The organism is Rahnella contaminans (assembly GCF_011065485.1).
GTDB lineage: Bacteria > Pseudomonadota > Gammaproteobacteria > Enterobacterales > Enterobacteriaceae > Rahnella > Rahnella contaminans.
This window is the reverse complement of the sequence record NZ_JAADJS010000005.1, coordinates 291,002-307,618: the sequence shown is the minus strand read 5'-3', so window position 1 is coordinate 307,618 and position 16,617 is coordinate 291,002. Positions and strand designations below refer to the sequence as shown.

The window sequence follows — 16,617 nt, the reverse complement described above, 5'->3', positions numbered from 1 at the left end:
ATAAAATGAAACGTTTAGCGATTAATGAGCGCCCGGACTGGCGCGAAAAAGCCACGGAGTTTGGCTTCAATTTTCACACCATGTATGGCGAACCCTACTGGTGTGAAGATGCTTATTATCAGTTCACGCTGGCGCAGATTGAAGAGATTGAAGACGCCACTGCCGACATCCATCAGATGTGCTTAAAAGTGGTTGAGCGTGTGGTGAATGACGACAAACTGATGGCGAAATTCCAGATCCCAAAACACGTCTGGGAATTTGTCCGCAGTTCATGGCGTACGCAACAACCTTCGCTGTATTCGCGCCTGGATCTGGCCTATGACGGTGTGAATCCACCCAAGCTGCTGGAAAATAACGCCGATACACCGACCTCTCTCTATGAAGCGGCTTTCTTCCAGTGGCTGTGGCTCGAAGATCAAATCGCTGCGGGTAACTTGCCGCCGGATGCCGATCAGTACAACAGTTTGCAGGAAAAGCTGATCGAGCGTTTCAGCGAGCTGAAGAACGAGCACGGTTTTTCGTTGCTGCACATCGCCTGTTGTCAGGACACCGAAGAAGATCGCGGCACCGTTCAGTATTTACAGGACTGCGCGCTGGAGGCTGAACTGGCCAGCGAATTCCTGTTTATCGAAGAAATCGGTCTGGGCGAGCGTGGGCAGTTTACCGATACACAGGATCAGGTGATTTCCAACCTGTTCAAGCTGTATCCGTGGGAATTTATGTTCCGCGAAGTGTTCGCCACCAAGCTGGAAGACGCCGGTGTTCGCTGGCTTGAACCTGCCTGGAAGGCCATTTTGTCGAACAAAGCCCTGCTGCCGTTGCTGTGGGAAATGTTCCCGGATCACCCGAATCTGTTACCGGCGTATTTTGCTGAAGATGCTCACCCGGAACTGGATCACTACGTCGTGAAGCCACTGTTTTCACGCGAAGGCGCTAACATCAAAGTCATCGAGAAAGGCCATGAAGTGGCCAGTGTTGACGGCCCGTATGGTGCAGAAGGCATGATCGTGCAACAGTTCCATCCGTTGCCGGTATTCGAAGGCAGTTACACGCTGATCGGCAGCTGGCTGGTCAACGATCAGCCTTGCGGGATTGGCATCCGCGAAGATAAAGCGCTGATCACGCAGGATCTGTCACGTTTCTATCCACATACCATTGTCGGATAAAACGCGTAAAAAAGGATAATGAAGGAATTCATTATCCTTTTTGTTTTTGAGCGTTATCCCACCTGAACAGAAAGCATGGAAAGCGATCCCATCACGATCCCGTCCGTTGGCAGTGTGATCGGCTCCGAACCCTCCCACGCACCTAAAACATACAGCAATGGCAGATAGTGATCCGGAGACGGATTCGATAACGCGCCGCCTTCATGTTCCATAAACTTCACCAGAGGATGATCTTTCGCCTCGCCCTTCCAGCTCAGGTTATCTTTCACATACTTTTCGAACGCAATCGCCCACGGATACGGCTCGCCGTTGCCGTCCCATTTCACCATTCGCAGGTTATGTACCACGTTACCGCTGGCGACAATCATCACGCCTTCGTCACGCAGCGCGGCCAGCTTTTTGCCCAGTTCATAGTGATATTCCGGCGGCTGCGTGCCATCGATGCTCAGCTGGATCACCGGAATATCGGCGTCCGGATACATCTTGATCAATACGCCCCAGGTGCCGTGGTCAAACCCCCACTCGCTGGTATCGGCCATCACATTTACCGGGCTGAGCAATTCCTGAACCCGTTTCGCCAGCGCCGGTGAACCCGGTGCCGGATAACGTTTATCAAACAGCGCCTGCGGGAAACCACCAAAATCATGGATGGTGCGCGGGTTTTCCATCGCCGTCACCGCCGTGCCGCGGGTAAACCAGTGGGCAGATACGGCCAGGATCGCTTTTGGACGTGGCAAAGATTCGCCCAGCGCATGCCAGGCACGGGTATAAACGTTATCTTCCAGCACATTCATCGGGCTGCCGTGGCCTAAGAAGAGTGCGGGCATACGTTGAGTCGTCATCATTAATTCCTTACCGCAGACTGAAAAAGAGCGGAGCGGCGAAGCGCCTTCCGCGTGATGAAAATACGGTACTCTTTTTCAGTGGCGGTTACAGCCGGATAACCATGAAGGAGATGTTCAATAAATTTGAAGAGGCAAATCAAAGGCAATGGGCGGGAATTTTCGGTTCAGACAAAATGCAGGAATACATAGCAAAAAGGCCGCATAAGCGGCCTTTCTTAATGCGCACAACCGGTTAGTCAGCTTGCCTGACGGGTTTGCGCCTGGCGGTAAGCCACCAGATCGGCAATCGTCACCACGGGCATATTGTGCGCGCGGGCAAAGACGATGACTTCCGGCGCATGTGCCATGCTGCCGTCATCGTTGGTCAGTTCACACAGCACGCCGAACGGCTTAAGCCCGGCAAGTGTGGCCAGATCCACTGACGCTTCGGTGTGACCACCGCGGGTCAGCACGCCGCCTGCCTGTGCGCGCAGCGGGAAGATATGCCCCGGGCGGTTCAGGTCAGAAGGTTTCGCTCCGTCTTTGATGGCCGCACGAATGGTGGTAATGCGGTCAGCCGCTGAAACACCGGTCGTCACGCCTTCAACCGCTTCAATTGTCACGGTGAAGGGTGTCTGGAACGGGCTGGAGTTGTTCTCAACCATCATCGGCAAATCGAGCTTTTTACGGCTGTCTTCGTTCATGGTCAGGCAGACGATGCCGCTGCCGTGGCGAATAGTCAGCGCCATTTGTTCAACGGTCATGTTTTCGGCGGCAAAGATTAAATCGCCTTCGTTTTCACGATCTTCGTCATCCAGTACCAACACACCCACGCCATTACGCATCGCGTCGAGAGCACGTTCAACACGTTCAGTGGATGTACCGAATTCGGAAAGTAGGGTCTGATTCATGGTAAAAATAACCTCATGTTCTGTATGTGGATTACCAGAATCAGGGCGTCTTGAGGAGGCTAGCTGAAGCAGCCAGAAGGCGTGCTACAGTTATAAAAAATAACGCAGCGGGCAAAAATTTGCCCGGCTTGAATCGTTACTCTCTCCCATCCGGACTTTAACCGTCGGCCCCGGAATTACACCGGATCTGCTGACCTCTAACCCCGAAGGATTGAGCGCTCGCGGGCTTCCACTTGGAAGGGATTATGATCACCTTCCGGTATTCTGTGGTTTACCGCCGGTGGGGACTTTCACCCCGCCCTGAGAATAAGCAAGGCAACTATAACGCCAATAAATGAGCAGAGCAATCCTGTGGTTTGGCCATTTAGTGCCTCTGAAGGTTTATAGAAACAGCTTCAGCGATTACACTAAAGAAAAGCACCGCCTTCGAGAAAAGGAAATAACATGATTGACCCGAAAAAAATTGAACAAATTGCCCGCCAGGTTCACGAATCGATGCCGAAAGGGATCCGTGAGTTTGGTGAAGATGCCGAGAAGAAAATCCGTCAGGTATTGCAGGCGCAGTTCAGCCGTATGGATTTAGTCAATCGCGAAGAGTTTGACGTGCAGACCCAGGTTTTGCTGCGTACCCGCGAAAAACTGGCCGTGCTGGAACAACGTCTGGCCGCGCTGGAAGGCAAACTGAACGAAGCGGAAAAACCGCAAAATCCTGCCTGAATTTCCGCAACCATAAGTCCGCCGGAAACAGAAAAGGCCTGCTGCGCAGGCCTTTTTCATCTATTTTGCTCAGGCTTTATTGCGGACGAAGCACCGTTTTTACCCGTGGCAGCAATCCCCATAGCGCCGCGAACACCACCAGCGCATACAGCGATTTCCAGCCAACCATCGCCAGCAGCCCGCAGCACAAAATCGCCCCGAGCGTTGCCATCCATTTTGACCGGCCCGTCAGGATTTTTGCTCCGGAAATCATGCACAACAGATAGATCAGAATGAAAATCCCGTTGGCGTAGGTAATCAGCGCCCCGAGCGGCAAATGCAGCCAGTAAATCAGTAACGTGAACAACATACAGCAGCCCACCACCAGATTAAGCGCCGCTACCGGCACCTGCTGGGCAGAAAGTTGTGCCAGTTTGCTTTCAGGTTTCAGCTGAGCCTGCGACCACACCAGCCGGGCGAAGCTTTGCGTGTAAATATTCACGCTGGCAAAGCAGGCCAGATAACCAATAATGCAGGCCACCCAAAGCGCTTTTTGCCCGAAAAGCTGTACCACAATCCCCGGTAATGACGCGCCCGCTTCCCGCCCTTCGCCCCACGCATGGAATTTTAATACCGCGACCGTACAGCCCCAGTACACGGCGCCGGCTACCAGCATGCCGATCAGCAGCGCGCGCGGAAAATCACGTTCCGGATGACGAAATTCTGTCGCCAGATGCGCAAACGCCTCCAGCCCGACAAAGCACCAGAACATCACGGCCAGCGCATCAAAAAGACTGGAGGGCGAAACATCACGTACCGCAGGCAGCGGGATTTCCGGCAACGTGATATCTCCTTTCCACCAGATTGCCACGACCAGGGCGACGACCAAAAGCGCGATCAGCGTCTGGATATTCGCACTGGATCCCGCGCTGCGTGTGCCCAAAAACCAGATAACGAGCAGCGTTCCCAGCTGAACCAGCAGCAGATTTTCGCTGCTCCAGCCAAAAGCCGCCTGCCAGAAACCGGCAGCAATATGCAGCGCGGCGGGCAATCCGACCGGAATAACGGACAAAAACAGCCAGCCGGTCACGCGCGCCATGTGGGGCCCGAACGCTTTTCCCACGAAATGCGCGGCACCGCCTGCACTCGGGAAATGCCGGCCCAGTGCGGCAAAGCCAATCGCGATCGGGAACACCAGCAGGATCAGCACCGGCCATGCCCACAGACTGTCGTTTTGCGCCAGCTGTGCGGCAAGCGCAGGCACCGCGAAAACGCCGGTTCCCAATAATGAAGTGGAGAGCAGTCCGACGCCCTGCGCCAGACTTAATTCCTGTTTTAATCCGCTCACAACAGAGTCACTTCCGTTTGGTTTTTTTGAGTGAAAAATCAAAAAGAAAAGGGCTTATCAGATAAGCCCTTCGGTGCGAACATCAGAAATTCAACCGCAGAAAATCAGTCCTGCGCTTTGATCTGATTGATGATTTTGGTGGTAGATAAACCATCTTCAAAATTCAGCACGCGCACTTCGCCGCCGTTCGCCCAGACTTCAACACTACCGGCAATTTGCTCCGGTTTGTAGTCGCCGCCTTTCACCAGCAGATCCGGTAAGATCCCGGCAATCAGACGCTGTGGCGTATCTTCTTCAAACGACACAACCCAGTCAACCGCGCCGAGCGCACCCAGCACGATCATACGGTTTTGCAACGTATTCACCGGACGGGTTTCGCCTTTCAAACGTTTTGTAGAAGCATCGCTGTTCACCGCGACAATCAGACGATCGCCGAGCTTACGGGCATTCGCCAGATAAGACACATGGCCTGCATGCAGGATGTCAAAAATGCCGTTGGTCATGACGACTTTCTCGCCACGCTGACGCGCCATTGCGACCGCGGCTTTCAGCTGTTCTTCAGTCATCACGCCGAAGCCCACGTCTGAACGCCCGCCGATGGCATTTTCCAGCTCGACCGGAGAAACGGTCGATGTCCCGAGTTTCCCGACCACAACACCCGCCGCAGCGTTTGCCAGGAAGCACGATTCTTCCAGCGTATTCCCGGCCGCCAGCGCCGCAGCCAGCGTACCGATCACCGTGTCACCGGCACCGGTCACGTCATACACTTCCTGCGCCTGCGTTGGCATATGGAAAGGGGCTTTGCCCGGCTGCAACAAGGTCATACCGTTTTCTGAACGGGTCACCAGCAGCGCAGAAAGCTCGAAGTTTTCAATCAGCTGCATGCCACGAACCACGATTTCGTCTTCGTTTTTACAACAGCCCACCACCGCTTCAAACTCGGAAAGATTCGGTGTCAGCAACGTCGCGCCACGGTAGCGTTCAAAGTCAGAACCTTTAGGATCCACCAGCACCGGCACACCGGCTTTTCTCGCCAGCTGTATCATCTTCTGCACTTCGGTCAGCGCACCTTTAGCGTAATCCGACAGCACCAGCGCACCGCTTTGCGGCAACGCCTGTTCAATTTTGGTCAGCATCGGTTGCAGATCAGCGCCTTCAAAACCCTCTTCAAAGTCGAGTCGAATCAGCTGCTGGTTTCGGGAAAGAATACGCAGTTTGGTGATGGTCGGGTGAGAAGGCAGCGCCACGAAATCGCAGTTTACCTTCACTTCCGCCAGACGCTCGCTCAGCGCGCGCGCCGCATCGTCCACACCGGTCAGGCCGATCAAACGGGAAGAGGCACCGAGGGACGAAATGTTCATCGCCACGTTAGCCGCGCCGCCAGGGCGTTCTTCGATGGTATTCACCTTCACGACCGGTACCGGAGCTTCCGGTGAAATACGGTTGGTCGGGCCATACCAGTAGCGGTCTAACATTACGTCACCGACCACCAGCACACCCGCGCGGTGAAAATCAGGCAAAGTCACTTTCATCCCAAGACTCCAAAACAGGCAAAACTCAACATAGAAATAGTGCGCCGGATAATATCACAAGCGCCTGTCCCTCGAATAAAAACCCTCAGCCCAGCCATTTTTCCCAGCTGATGTGGATTTGCGCACGTTCACCGGCAAAACTGTCAGCGGCAACTTTTCCGCTGTGCTCCTGTAACGCCAGATGATGAATTTCATCGCGCAGCGTCACGTAAGCATGGGTCAGATTACGGGCCTCGTCTTCCGGCATGATGTCGTATTGCGCCATCAGCTCAAAAATCCTGACGTTATCAGACCAGCGCGTCAGCTTTGGCTGATCGTGGGCGAAACGTAAGACCAGATATTGTGCAATGAATTCAATATCCGTGATGCCGCCGGGATCGGCTTTCAGATCAAACTCACCGGCTTTTTTACTGCCGAGATGCTGGTACATTTTCTCACGCATTTCGCGGACTTCTTTGCGCAGCTCCGCCTCGTCGCGCTGACGGCAGAGTATGCCACGCCGCGTGGCATCAAACTGCTGCGTGAGAATCGGGTCGCCGTAAACGACGCGCGCGCGCACCAGCGCCTGATGTTCCCACGTCCAGGCTTCGTTGGCCTGATAATCGGCAAACGCTTCGATGGTGCTGACCAGCATGCCGGAAGCGCCGGAAGGCCGCAGACGCGGATCCACTTCATACAAAATGCCCGACGATGTGCGCGTGCTGAAGAGGTGCATAATTCGCTGCGCCAGACGCAGATAGAACTGACGCCCGTCGATCACGCGTTCGCCGTCAGTCATCACCTCCGGCGCGCAATCAAGCAGGAAAACCAGATCCAGATCTGAACTGTAACCCAGTTCCCACCCGCCTAATTTCCCATAACCGATAACCGCAAAACCCCGCCCTTCACGGTGCTGAAGGTGCGCTGGCTGACCGTATTTTACGACCATCTGATCCCACGCCTGCTGCACAACGACTTCAAGAATCGCTTCGGCCAGATAGGTTAAATGGTCGCTGACTTTCATGACCGGCAGCGCACCGGAAATATCTCCGGCGGCAATGCGCAGATGCTGCGCCTGCTTGAACTGGCGCACGGCTTCCAGCTGCTGCTCTTCATCTTCCGTCGGCACGCGCATCAGATACTGGCGCAGTTCATCACGGTAAGCGCCCAGCTCAATCGGCTGATAAAGGGTGCGCGGGTCGAGCAGTTCGTCGAGCAACAAAGGATGACGTGCCAACTGATTCGCGACCATCGGCGAGGCCGCGCACAGGCGAATCAGTTGCTTGAGCGCGCCGGGATATTCGACCAGCAGCTCAATGTAGGTCGTGCGGGTGACGATGTTGAGCAGCAACTGCATCAGGCGTTGCAGCGTGACGTCCGCATTTTTATAGGTGCAAACCTGCGCAAGCAAACGCGGCATCAGCAAATCCAGCTGATCGCGGCCACGCGGCCCGATGGTGCGTTTATCCACATCACGGCGGAATTCCGCAATCTGTTGCAGAATATGGCGCAGGGCGTTTTCCTCAAGCTGAGGCACCAGCGGCGCAAGTTCGGAAGGCTCAAGCGCATCAATCCATAAACTGCTGAACTGCGCCTGCTGCTGGTCATCTTCCGCGTCCGGCGTGTCATCACCAATCAGATCGTTAAACACCACACGCACGGCCTGCATGTGAGCATTTACTGCATCCAGAAGCTGCGGCCAGCCGGCGTAATCCATGCCCCACGCCAGACGCGCCTGATTGAGTTCATCGGAAGGTAAGGTCTGTGTTTGTTCATCGGCTATCGCCTGCAAGAGATTTTCCAGACGACGCAGGAACAGATAACTGGTGCGCAGTTGCAAAACCTGTTCAACCGGCAATAAGCCCAGATTTTCCAGCGCCTGCAGCGTCGGTAAAAGTGCCCGTTGCTGCAATGCCGGTTCACGGCCACCGCGGATCAGCTGGAAGACCTGCACGATAAATTCAATTTCGCGGATACCGCCTGCGCCAAGTTTGATGTTGTCTTTCAGACCCCGGCGGCGGACTTCGCGGGCGATCATTCCTTTCATATTACGTAATGACTGGATCACGCTGAAATCGATGTAACGGCGGAACACAAATGGCATCAGCATCTTGCGCAGTTCCTGACTGCTGGCGTCATCCGCACCGCCCATCAGGCGCGCTTTCACCATCGCGTAGCGTTCCCAGTCACGCCCCTGCTCCTGATAATAATCTTCGAGCGCCGGGAAGCTCATCACCAGTGGCCCGCTGTCGCCAAACGGACGCAGACGCATATCGACACGGTAAACAAAACCGTCGATGGTCGGCTGATCCAGTGCTTTGATCAGCCTCTGTCCCAGGCGGGTGAAGAACTGGGCATTATCCAGTTCGCGGCGTCCGCCCCGGGTCTGACCGTTTTCCGGATAGGCAAAAATCAGGTCGATATCGGATGAAAAATTCAGTTCGCCGCCGCCGAGTTTCCCCATCCCCAGGATCAGCATTCTTTGCGTTTCGCCCGCCGCATTCACCGGTGTACCGAATTCGCGGCAGCAGGCGTCGTACAGCCAGTCGCGGGCGCTGACGATCAGCAATTCCGCCAGTTCACTCAGCTGATGCAGCGTATCTTTTGCTTCGCTTGTTTGTGCCGCTTGCGACCAGGCGATGCGGGTCAGAATACGGCGGCGGAACAGACGCAGCGCTTTCATTAACCCGTTTTCGTCCGTCACACCGGTCAGTGTTCCTTCCAGCCACGGACGATAAAGCTGCCACTCCTGAGACTGAGGGGGGTTCTCATTGATTTCATGCCACCACTGTGGAAACGCCAGCAAACTGTCCGTGACGAATTCACTGCTGGTTAACACGGCCAGCTGTTGATCTTCGGGGAGCGGGAGGTTTTCAGGATGTTCACGCCAGCGCTCTAGCAGACTCTGCGCATGGCTTTGCAAAACAGAAGAAAGTGGCAACATGAAGTCAGATTCCTTGCAAAAAAAAGCCCGGGCAATTAGCCCAGGCTTATCAGTCAATTAACGAGGTTGTCCGTTTAACCAGAACGCATCCATCATCACTGCATGAGAACGGGCTGAATCTTCCCAGGCATGCTGCTGCTGAACGATGGCCTGCTGCAGGTCCGCCCAGCCAGCAATGTAGGCAGCGACATCTTTTTCAGGATAAGCCCCGCCCAGCAAATGGAAGGTAATAATCTGACGTTTCAGACGCGCCAGCTGATCGCGATACCCTTCTTCGGTCAGCGGCTGCGCGAACGCCTCTTTCAGATCTGCGGCGGTACGGCCCAGCATAATATCTGCGAAACGCTTGAAGGAGCCTTCCAGTTTTTTCGCTGATTTATCATCGATGAATGGTGTCCAGCCTGAAGTGGCCAGCCAGGAAGTGAGCACTAACTTGCATTTCAGGTAGCTGGCACTGTAACAAATTTCCTGCGCATCAGCAGATTTCTGTTCCAGAACAGGCACCAGATCGGTCAGCAACGTACGCAATTCCGATGACGCTTTACGCGGTACCAGTCCGCCAAACAGCGCCAGAATCTGACGCACGGTTTCGACGGCCTGCAGAACGGTCAGACGCGCGGTTTTGTCGCCACGAACCCACAATTCTTCATGATATTGCCAGTGATCCAGCGCCAGTTCGAACATGGCGGACATTGCCTGTTCCACCGTCGCTTTCGGCTGAGCTTTAAACACCGGCAACGGTTTGATCTCACGCGCAGGATTGCCCTTCGCCAGATGATAACCGCGAGCCGCTTTGCTGAAACCGCCCTGACGTAAACCGCCGTGCGCCCCTATTTCTGCCGCCAGTTTCAGTAAATCCCCGGTATTACCTTTTTTCAGCTCAAGCTCAATTTCGGCCAGCGCCTCAGACAACTCACCGGCGATCACTACACCCTGATCCAGGCCCAGCTCAATCTCACTTTCGCCGTAAGTGATCACCCACTTCTCGCGGGTGAAATCGGTGCGGAACACCGGTGTCAGTTCTTTTTGCAGCGCAGCAGGCTTACACCCTTCCGGCCAGATATCTTTCGGAAACGCGCTGAGTTTCAGCACCGGCTTTTTAAGCTCAACATTATATTCCGGGCGCTGATGCAGGCCGCCCACCACTTTTCCGCCGGTTTTGATGGTCATTTCATACTGATCGTCAAAGCCACGGATACGCAGACCAATATCATGCGAACGTAAATAGTTATCCGCGGTCTCAAAATAGATGTTGGTCAGTTTCGATGGCGCGGTGTGCTCAGCGTTGAAAACCGCGAGCTGCGAAGGAAGTTCGGCGATTGCGGCCGGGGTGGCGATAAATTTTAATTCTATTTCTACGGTCATAGGAGTCTTCACACCGATTCTTTGCTGCCAATAAGGGATTAACGCGTCGCTCCAATTCTACCATAAGCACAGCGCGCAAGCCGCATGTTGCGGGATTGTAAGATAGTTCTCATTCCGGTTTATACATTGCGTCGTCACACTGTTGCCCTTAATATCGGTTTCCAAAGTTTCGCAATAACCAAACTTTTATTGCACTGACCGAATAATTTGCCGCAATGGCCTGAAAATGGCGGTTGCCAGAAGACGTATCCCGATAAAACGGATCCGCACTTCACGTTCCCTAAATTCACAAAGAAACGATGAAATAATGCAGAAATTACGCCTAATTGGTTTCGCTTTGCTTGGTTTAAGCATCACATGGACTGCCCACGCCGACGAGAAGCGCTATATCTCCGACGATTTGATCACCTATATCCACAGCGGTCCGGGTAATCAGTATCGTATTGTTGGCACGCTGAATGCCGGTGATGAAGTCACCCTGCGCAGCGTCAACGACAGCACTAAATATGGCGAAATCGTTGACTCGAAAGGGAAAACCGCGTGGATCCCTCTCGACCAGTTAAGTAATGTCCCAAGCCTGCGAACCCGCGTTCCGGATCTGGAACAACAGGTTAAAACGCTAACCGATAAGCTGACGAATATTGATTCCAGCTGGAACCAGCGTACCGCGGAAATGCAGACGAAAGTCGGCTCCAGCGACAGCATCATCAACAACCTGAAGAAAGAAAATCAGGATCTGAAAAATCAGCTGATCGTTGCGCAGAAGAAAGTAGACGCGGTGAATGTTCAGCTAGACGACAAGCAACGTACCATTATTTTACAATGGTTTATGTACGGCGGTGGTGTTGCCGGTGTCGGTCTGGTGCTGGGTCTGGTATTGCCGCACCTGGTTCCACGTCGCAGGAAAAAAGATCGCTGGATGAGCTGATCGCTTAACCCGCTCCAACTTTCGTTCAACGTGAAGGCACTCCGGTGCCTTTTCGTGTTTGCATCAATCTGCAAATCAACCACACAACTTTGCTATGATAAAGGCAGAGCGCCCTGCTCGGCTTTCAGCAGCATAATGCGTTGGAATTGACTTATTTCAGGAGTTATTGCGTGGAGATTTACCTGGTCGGCGGCGCAGTCCGAGACAGTTTATTAAACCTGCCTGTGTCTGAACACGATTGGGTGGTGGTCGGCGCAACGCCTGAATACATGCTGGAAAATGGCTACCAGCAGGTCGGCAAAGACTTCCCGGTGTTCCTGCATCCCAAAACTCATGATGAATACGCGCTGGCGCGGACGGAAAGAAAATCGGGTTCAGGCTACAACGGTTTTACCTGTTATGCCGCGCCGGATGTCACGCTCGAGCAGGATCTGATGCGGCGTGACCTGACTATTAACGCTATCGCCAAAAGTGACAGCGGTGAACTTTTCGACCCTTATCACGGCCAGCGTGATATCGAATTGCGCCTGCTGCGCCACGTTTCAGATGCGTTTGGAGAAGATCCGTTACGCGTTCTGCGCGTAGCCCGTTTCGCGGCGCGATTTGCTCATTTAGGTTTTACCGTTGCCCCTGAAACACAGACGCTGATGCAACAGATGGCCGAAAGCGGTGAGCTGGAAGCCCTGACGGCAGAACGCGTTTGGAAAGAAACCGAAAAGGCACTGCAAACGCAGGATCCGCAGGTGTATTTCCAGGTGCTTCGGGATTGCGGTGCGCTGAAAGTGTTATTCCCTGAAATCGATGCGTTGTTTGGCGTGCCCGCGCCGGAGAAATGGCATCCGGAAATTGATACCGGCATTCATACGCTGATGACACTGAAAATCGCCAGCACACTGACGCCGGAAGTGGATGTACGTTTTTCAGCGCTTTGCCATGATGTGGGCAAAGCGCTGACCCCGCCGCAATTCTGGCCGGCTCATCATGGCCACGGTCCGGCGGGTGTGAAACTGGTGGAGAATATCTGTCAGCGCCTGAAAGTGCCGACACATATCCGCGATCTGGCAAAACTGGTGGCCGAGTTCCATGACCTCATCCACACCGTGAATAAGCTGCGCCCGGAAACCTTGCTGAAACTGTTCGATACCATCGACGTTTGGCGTAAACCGCAGCGTCTGGAACAGATGATCATGACCAGCGAAGCTGACGCACGGGGGCGTACAACGTTCGAAAATAACCCTTATCCGCAGGGTGATTACCTGCGCGAAGCCTTCAAAGTGGCGAGCAGCATTAGCAATAAAGAGGTGCTGGATGCCGGTTTTCAGGGAATAGAAATCCGCGATGAGCTTAAAAAGCGCCGGACACAAGCACTGGCAGACTGGAAACAAAAGCAGGAAGTGGCGAGTTAACCCGTATCATCTGTCAAAAAAGCCCCGCAGGGTGAATATCCTGCGGGGCTTTTTTATTGTTGCGCTAAGCAATTATCAGGCGATAAAGACATAGTACACGGCGATCGCAACAAAGAAGCGATAGATAGCAAACGGGATAAACGAAATACGCTTAATCACCGCCAGGAAGGTTTTAATGGCAATCAGCGCGATGATAAATGCGCTGATAAAACCGGTCGCGAACATCGGCAAATCGGCCATGGTCAGGAAGCTGTAGCTCTTATACAAATCCAGCGCCGTCGCGCCCATCATCATTGGCACCGCCAGCAGGAAGGAGAACTCAGACGCCGCAAAACGACTGATGCCCATTAACATCCCGCCGCTGATGGTTGCACCCGAACGGGAAAATCCCGGCCAGAGCGCCAGACACTGGAAAACGCCAATCATAAACGCCTGCACGTAGGTAATGTCATCGAGCCCTTCCGCGCGCGGTTTTTTGGGTTTTAGCAATTCAGCGGCAATCAGTAAAACACCGCCGACAACCAGCGAGTACATGACGTATTTAGGCTCGAAAAGAGATTTAATTTGTGAATGCAAAAGCAAACCTAGTACGGTCGCCGGGATCATCCCCAAAATAATATGCCCGAGATTCAGACGGCGCGTCCCCGTGCCTTCATGAGCTGGTGGCTTGCCAAAATGCAGGCCAATCATGCCAAACAATCGACGCCAGAACATCACAACCACAGCCAGAATCGATCCCAGCTGAATAACCACCTCAAAGGACTTCGACGTATCTCCCGTAAAGCCCAGGAGATTACCCACAATAATCAGGTGACCAGTCGAGGAGACAGGCAGGAACTCCGTCAGCCCTTCAACAACACCCAAAATAGCCGCTACAAGCAATGAATGACTTTCAGCAATCATTATCGACCCAACCCTATTAAGTATCCGCTAATCGGAAAAAACAGCTAAAACAACAAACAATAAAAAAGCGGCTCATCTGCGCCGCTTCTGCAAAGGGTGCCCCGTAGCCCCGAGTGCTCTTTTAACGCTTTTTTATGACAATTAAAATACGACCGGATTCTGAATTTTATTCAGGGCAGGATTTAACTGCGTTTTCCGCGCTCAATCACCACGCCAACGTTCGCCGCCTGCGCGACCGCGCCGGGTTTGCTGAGCTTAATGCGTACCCACGGCGAGTTAAAACGCGCCAGGAGCAGCGCCGCCACTTCTTCGGCAACACGTTCAACCAGGGCAAAATTCTGTGAGGAGACATGTTCTATGACGGCGTCACTGACATCGGCGTAGCTTAAACAGTCATTAACATCGTCACTGACGGCGGATTTTCGGTTGTCCCACGCCATTTCGATATCGAACACCAGTTTCTGTTTAATGGTCTGTTCCCAGTCGTAAGCGCCAATAGTGGTGATTACATTTAGTTGCTCAATAAATACGATATCCATCACGCGATTCTCTGTTTTTGGCCCAGCCGGATACCACTTCCAGCAGAAAATGCGTATTATCCATGGATGTTGCGATTAAAACGACCCTTATTAGACGGAACGGCTTTATGAGTGCTACCGCGCTTGGAATGATTATTTTCGCCTACCTTTGCGGCTCAATTTCGAGTGCGATTCTGGTCTGCCGGGTCGCCCGCTTACCGGATCCGCGCACGGCAGGTTCTGGCAATCCCGGTGCTACGAACGTTTTGCGCCTGGGTGGACGTGTGGCCGCAGCGGCCGTTCTGATTTTCGATGTCCTCAAAGGCATGCTGCCCGTCTGGCTGGCGTACCGTCTGAACATTCCTCCGATGTATCTCGGTCTGACCGCCATTGCGGCGTGCGTCGGCCATATCTACCCGGTTTTCTTCCGTTTTAAAGGCGGCAAAGGCGTGGCCACCGCTTTCGGTGCCATTGCACCTATCGGCTGGGACTTAACCGGCCTGATGACCGGCACATGGCTTCTGACCGTACTGCTCAGCGGATACTCTTCGCTGGGCGCGATTGTCAGTGCGCTCATCGCACCTTTCTACGTCTGGTGGTTTAAACCTGAATTCACATTCCCGGTCGCCATGCTTTCCTGCCTGATTTTATTGCGTCATCACGACAATATTCAGCGTTTGTGGCGCGGTCAGGAAGGGAAAATCTGGGATAAGCTGAAGAAAAAGCGTAAAGCCGCGAAAGACGAAAAAGCAGAATAACGTCAGATTTCAGACACAAAAAAACGACCTCAATGAAGGTCGTTTTTTTTGCCCTAGTTTAACAACGCAGCCCCGCTCAGACTGGCGGCAACTCAGCCAGCGGCCAGCGCGGGCGTACGGTCACCCCTAAGTCCGGCGTTGCACCCGTTTTCAGGCGCACCATACCCGCATAAGCGATCATCGCACCGTTATCGGTACAAAATTCAGGGCGAGCATAGAATACTTCGCCTCCACGCTTAGACATCATTTCGGCTAATTTCGCGCGCAACGTACGGTTTGCGCTGACACCACCGGCCATGACCAGGCGCTTAAAACCGGTCTGATCCAGTGCGCGTTTACACTTAATGGCCAGCGTATCCACCACGGCATCTTCAAATGCGCGGGCAATATCGGCATGGGTTTGGGCATCGCCGTCATTACCGCGGATCGTATTGGCGGCAAATGTTTTCAGGCCGGAAAAACTGAAATCCAGCCCCGGACGGTCGGTCATCGGACGCGGGAACGTAAATCGCCCGGCAACACCTTGCGCCGCCATTTTCGACAGCAACGGGCCGCCAGGATAATCCAGCCCTAATAATTTGGCTGTTTTATCAAATGCTTCGCCTGCGGCGTCGTCGATGGACTCACCCAGCAGGGTATATTCACCGATGCCTGTCACGCTGATTAACTGCGTGTGGCCACCAGAAACCAGCAAGGCGACAAACGGAAAATCAGGCGGATTATCTTCCAGCATTGGGGCCAGCAAATGGCCTTCCATATGATGAACAGGCACCGCCGGCACATTCCAGGCAAACGCCAGAGAACGCCCGATGGTTGCGCCGACCAGCAACGCACCGACAAGCCCCGGACCGGCGGTATACGCCACGCCATCGATATCCTGAGCGGTCAGCCCGGCCTCTTTCAGCGCAGCCTGAATAAGCGGTACTGTTTTACGTACATGGTCACGCGAGGCCAGTTCAGGCACAACACCGCCGTAATCTGCATGCAGTTTTACCTGACTATACAGTTGGTTGGCTAACAGACCGGCTTCGCTGTCATAAACTGCAATTCCGGTTTCATCGCAGGACGTTTCTATACCCAGTACTCGCATCACTCTTTCCGTCATAGTTTCGCGCTAACTCGCGGCGCGCAGTTTAGCACACAAGCCCCGACCAGTGCTGCACTGGTGTAGGAATTCCTCACGCGGCCGGCAATTAATGTCGAGCAATTTGGATTGATTGGTATATAATCGCCGCCCGACGCAAAAGCGAGCGCACTATGTTGCAGAAGGGTTGCAAAAGGCGCCCGCTTCAATTTGCCGTTGTGCTTTACAAGACGACGCGAATTGGAGTAAAATTCC

General features: G+C 53.7%; 14 protein-coding genes and 1 riboswitch. Of the genes, 5 read left to right on the top strand and 9 right to left on the bottom strand.

The window, feature by feature from the left end; translation table 11 throughout:
* The first annotated feature begins 5 nt into the window (after positions 1-5).
* The gene (locus GW579_RS20645) at positions 6-1,166 is read left to right on the top strand and encodes a glutathionylspermidine synthase family protein (RefSeq protein WP_165061486.1); all 1,161 of its coding nucleotides are present in this window, start codon (positions 6-8) and stop codon (positions 1,164-1,166) included.
* Positions 1,167-1,219: 53 nt separating this feature from the next.
* Here the strand turns inward: GW579_RS20645 and ygiD are convergent, their stop codons facing one another.
* Together ygiD and ribB are read right to left on the bottom strand one after the other, a co-directional pair.
* Positions 1,220-2,008: a 4,5-DOPA-extradiol-dioxygenase gene (ygiD, locus tag GW579_RS20640; protein ID WP_165061626.1), complete on the bottom strand. Its 789-nt coding sequence runs from the start codon at positions 2,006-2,008 to the stop codon at positions 1,220-1,222.
* 239 nt (positions 2,009-2,247) lie between these two features.
* Positions 2,248-2,901, bottom strand: coding sequence for a 3,4-dihydroxy-2-butanone-4-phosphate synthase (gene ribB, locus GW579_RS20635; RefSeq protein WP_152324055.1), 654 nt, complete (start codon positions 2,899-2,901; stop codon positions 2,248-2,250).
* A gap of 134 nt (positions 2,902-3,035) precedes the next feature.
* Positions 3,036-3,213: riboswitch (FMN riboswitch) on the bottom strand.
* Between the two features lie 132 nt (positions 3,214-3,345).
* Between ribB and ubiK the strand changes: the two genes are divergently transcribed.
* Positions 3,346-3,618 (top strand): ubiquinone biosynthesis accessory factor UbiK, encoded by a 273-nt coding sequence (gene ubiK, locus GW579_RS20630; protein ID WP_152324056.1) that lies wholly within the window; start codon positions 3,346-3,348, stop codon positions 3,616-3,618.
* A gap of 76 nt (positions 3,619-3,694) precedes the next feature.
* Here ubiK and yjeH read toward each other — a convergent pair whose 3' ends face one another.
* From yjeH to GW579_RS20610, 4 genes are all read right to left on the bottom strand, one after another.
* Entirely contained in the window at positions 3,695-4,945 is a 1,251-nt protein-coding gene (gene yjeH / locus GW579_RS20625) for an L-methionine/branched-chain amino acid transporter (protein ID WP_152324057.1), read from the bottom strand.
* A gap of 104 nt (positions 4,946-5,049) precedes the next feature.
* Positions 5,050-6,477 (bottom strand): bifunctional D-glycero-beta-D-manno-heptose-7-phosphate kinase/D-glycero-beta-D-manno-heptose 1-phosphate adenylyltransferase HldE, encoded by a 1,428-nt coding sequence (gene hldE, locus GW579_RS20620; RefSeq protein ID WP_165061483.1) that lies wholly within the window; start codon positions 6,475-6,477, stop codon positions 5,050-5,052.
* Between the two features lie 85 nt (positions 6,478-6,562).
* Positions 6,563-9,400, bottom strand: a complete 2,838-nt coding sequence (glnE, locus tag GW579_RS20615) for a bifunctional [glutamate--ammonia ligase]-adenylyl-L-tyrosine phosphorylase/[glutamate--ammonia-ligase] adenylyltransferase (protein ID WP_165061480.1) — start codon at positions 9,398-9,400, stop codon at positions 6,563-6,565.
* A gap of 57 nt (positions 9,401-9,457) precedes the next feature.
* Positions 9,458-10,765: a CYTH and CHAD domain-containing protein gene (locus GW579_RS20610; protein WP_165061477.1), complete on the bottom strand. Its 1,308-nt coding sequence runs from the start codon at positions 10,763-10,765 to the stop codon at positions 9,458-9,460.
* Between the two features lie 307 nt (positions 10,766-11,072).
* Here GW579_RS20610 and GW579_RS20605 point away from each other — a divergent pair, with 307 nt between their 5' ends.
* Complete coding sequence (locus GW579_RS20605; RefSeq protein ID WP_152324061.1) at positions 11,073-11,693, top strand: TIGR04211 family SH3 domain-containing protein; 621 nt, start codon at positions 11,073-11,075, stop codon at positions 11,691-11,693.
* 170 nt (positions 11,694-11,863) lie between these two features.
* A complete protein-coding gene (locus GW579_RS20600; RefSeq protein ID WP_152324062.1) occupies positions 11,864-13,099 on the top strand; it encodes a multifunctional CCA addition/repair protein in 1,236 nt (411 codons plus the stop codon).
* 75 nt (positions 13,100-13,174) lie between these two features.
* Here GW579_RS20600 and bacA read toward each other — a convergent pair whose 3' ends face one another.
* Together bacA and folB are read right to left on the bottom strand one after the other, a co-directional pair.
* A complete protein-coding gene (gene bacA, locus GW579_RS20595; RefSeq protein WP_152324077.1) occupies positions 13,175-13,999 on the bottom strand; it encodes an undecaprenyl-diphosphate phosphatase in 825 nt (274 codons plus the stop codon).
* 185 nt (positions 14,000-14,184) lie between these two features.
* Complete coding sequence (folB, locus tag GW579_RS20590; RefSeq protein WP_152324063.1) at positions 14,185-14,541, bottom strand: bifunctional dihydroneopterin aldolase/7,8-dihydroneopterin epimerase; 357 nt, start codon at positions 14,539-14,541, stop codon at positions 14,185-14,187.
* Between the two features lie 107 nt (positions 14,542-14,648).
* Here folB and plsY point away from each other — a divergent pair, with 107 nt between their 5' ends.
* On the top strand, positions 14,649-15,278 hold the full coding sequence (gene plsY / locus GW579_RS20585; RefSeq protein ID WP_165061474.1) for a glycerol-3-phosphate 1-O-acyltransferase PlsY: 630 nt from the start codon (positions 14,649-14,651) through the stop codon (positions 15,276-15,278).
* Between the two features lie 76 nt (positions 15,279-15,354).
* Here the strand turns inward: plsY and tsaD are convergent, their stop codons facing one another.
* Entirely contained in the window at positions 15,355-16,368 is a 1,014-nt protein-coding gene (gene tsaD / locus GW579_RS20580) for a tRNA (adenosine(37)-N6)-threonylcarbamoyltransferase complex transferase subunit TsaD (RefSeq protein ID WP_152324065.1), read from the bottom strand.
* Between the last annotated feature and the right edge of the window lie 249 nt (positions 16,369-16,617).

What these genes read in the sequence shown, in the direction of transcription:
- GW579_RS20610 (WP_165061477.1), bottom strand. Translation starts at nt 10,765, where the DNA reads ATGACCGTAGAAATAGAATTAAAATTTATCGCCACCCCGGCCGCAATC.
- glnE (WP_165061480.1), bottom strand. Translation starts at nt 9,400, where the DNA reads ATGTTGCCACTTTCTTCTGTTTTGCAAAGCCATGCGCAGAGTCTGCTA.
- GW579_RS20645 (WP_165061486.1), top strand. Translation starts at nt 6, where the DNA reads ATGAAACGTTTAGCGATTAATGAGCGCCCGGACTGGCGCGAAAAAGCC.
- tsaD (WP_152324065.1), bottom strand. Translation starts at nt 16,368, where the DNA reads ATGCGAGTACTGGGTATAGAAACGTCCTGCGATGAAACCGGAATTGCA.
- ribB (WP_152324055.1), bottom strand. Translation starts at nt 2,901, where the DNA reads ATGAATCAGACCCTACTTTCCGAATTCGGTACATCCACTGAACGTGTT.
- ubiK (WP_152324056.1), top strand. Translation starts at nt 3,346, where the DNA reads ATGATTGACCCGAAAAAAATTGAACAAATTGCCCGCCAGGTTCACGAA.
- ygiD (WP_165061626.1), bottom strand. Translation starts at nt 2,008, where the DNA reads ATGACGACTCAACGTATGCCCGCACTCTTCTTAGGCCACGGCAGCCCG.
- GW579_RS20605 (WP_152324061.1), top strand. Translation starts at nt 11,073, where the DNA reads ATGCAGAAATTACGCCTAATTGGTTTCGCTTTGCTTGGTTTAAGCATC.
- folB (WP_152324063.1), bottom strand. Translation starts at nt 14,541, where the DNA reads ATGGATATCGTATTTATTGAGCAACTAAATGTAATCACCACTATTGGC.
- plsY (WP_165061474.1), top strand. Translation starts at nt 14,649, where the DNA reads ATGAGTGCTACCGCGCTTGGAATGATTATTTTCGCCTACCTTTGCGGC.
- hldE (WP_165061483.1), bottom strand. Translation starts at nt 6,477, where the DNA reads ATGAAAGTGACTTTGCCTGATTTTCACCGCGCGGGTGTGCTGGTGGTC.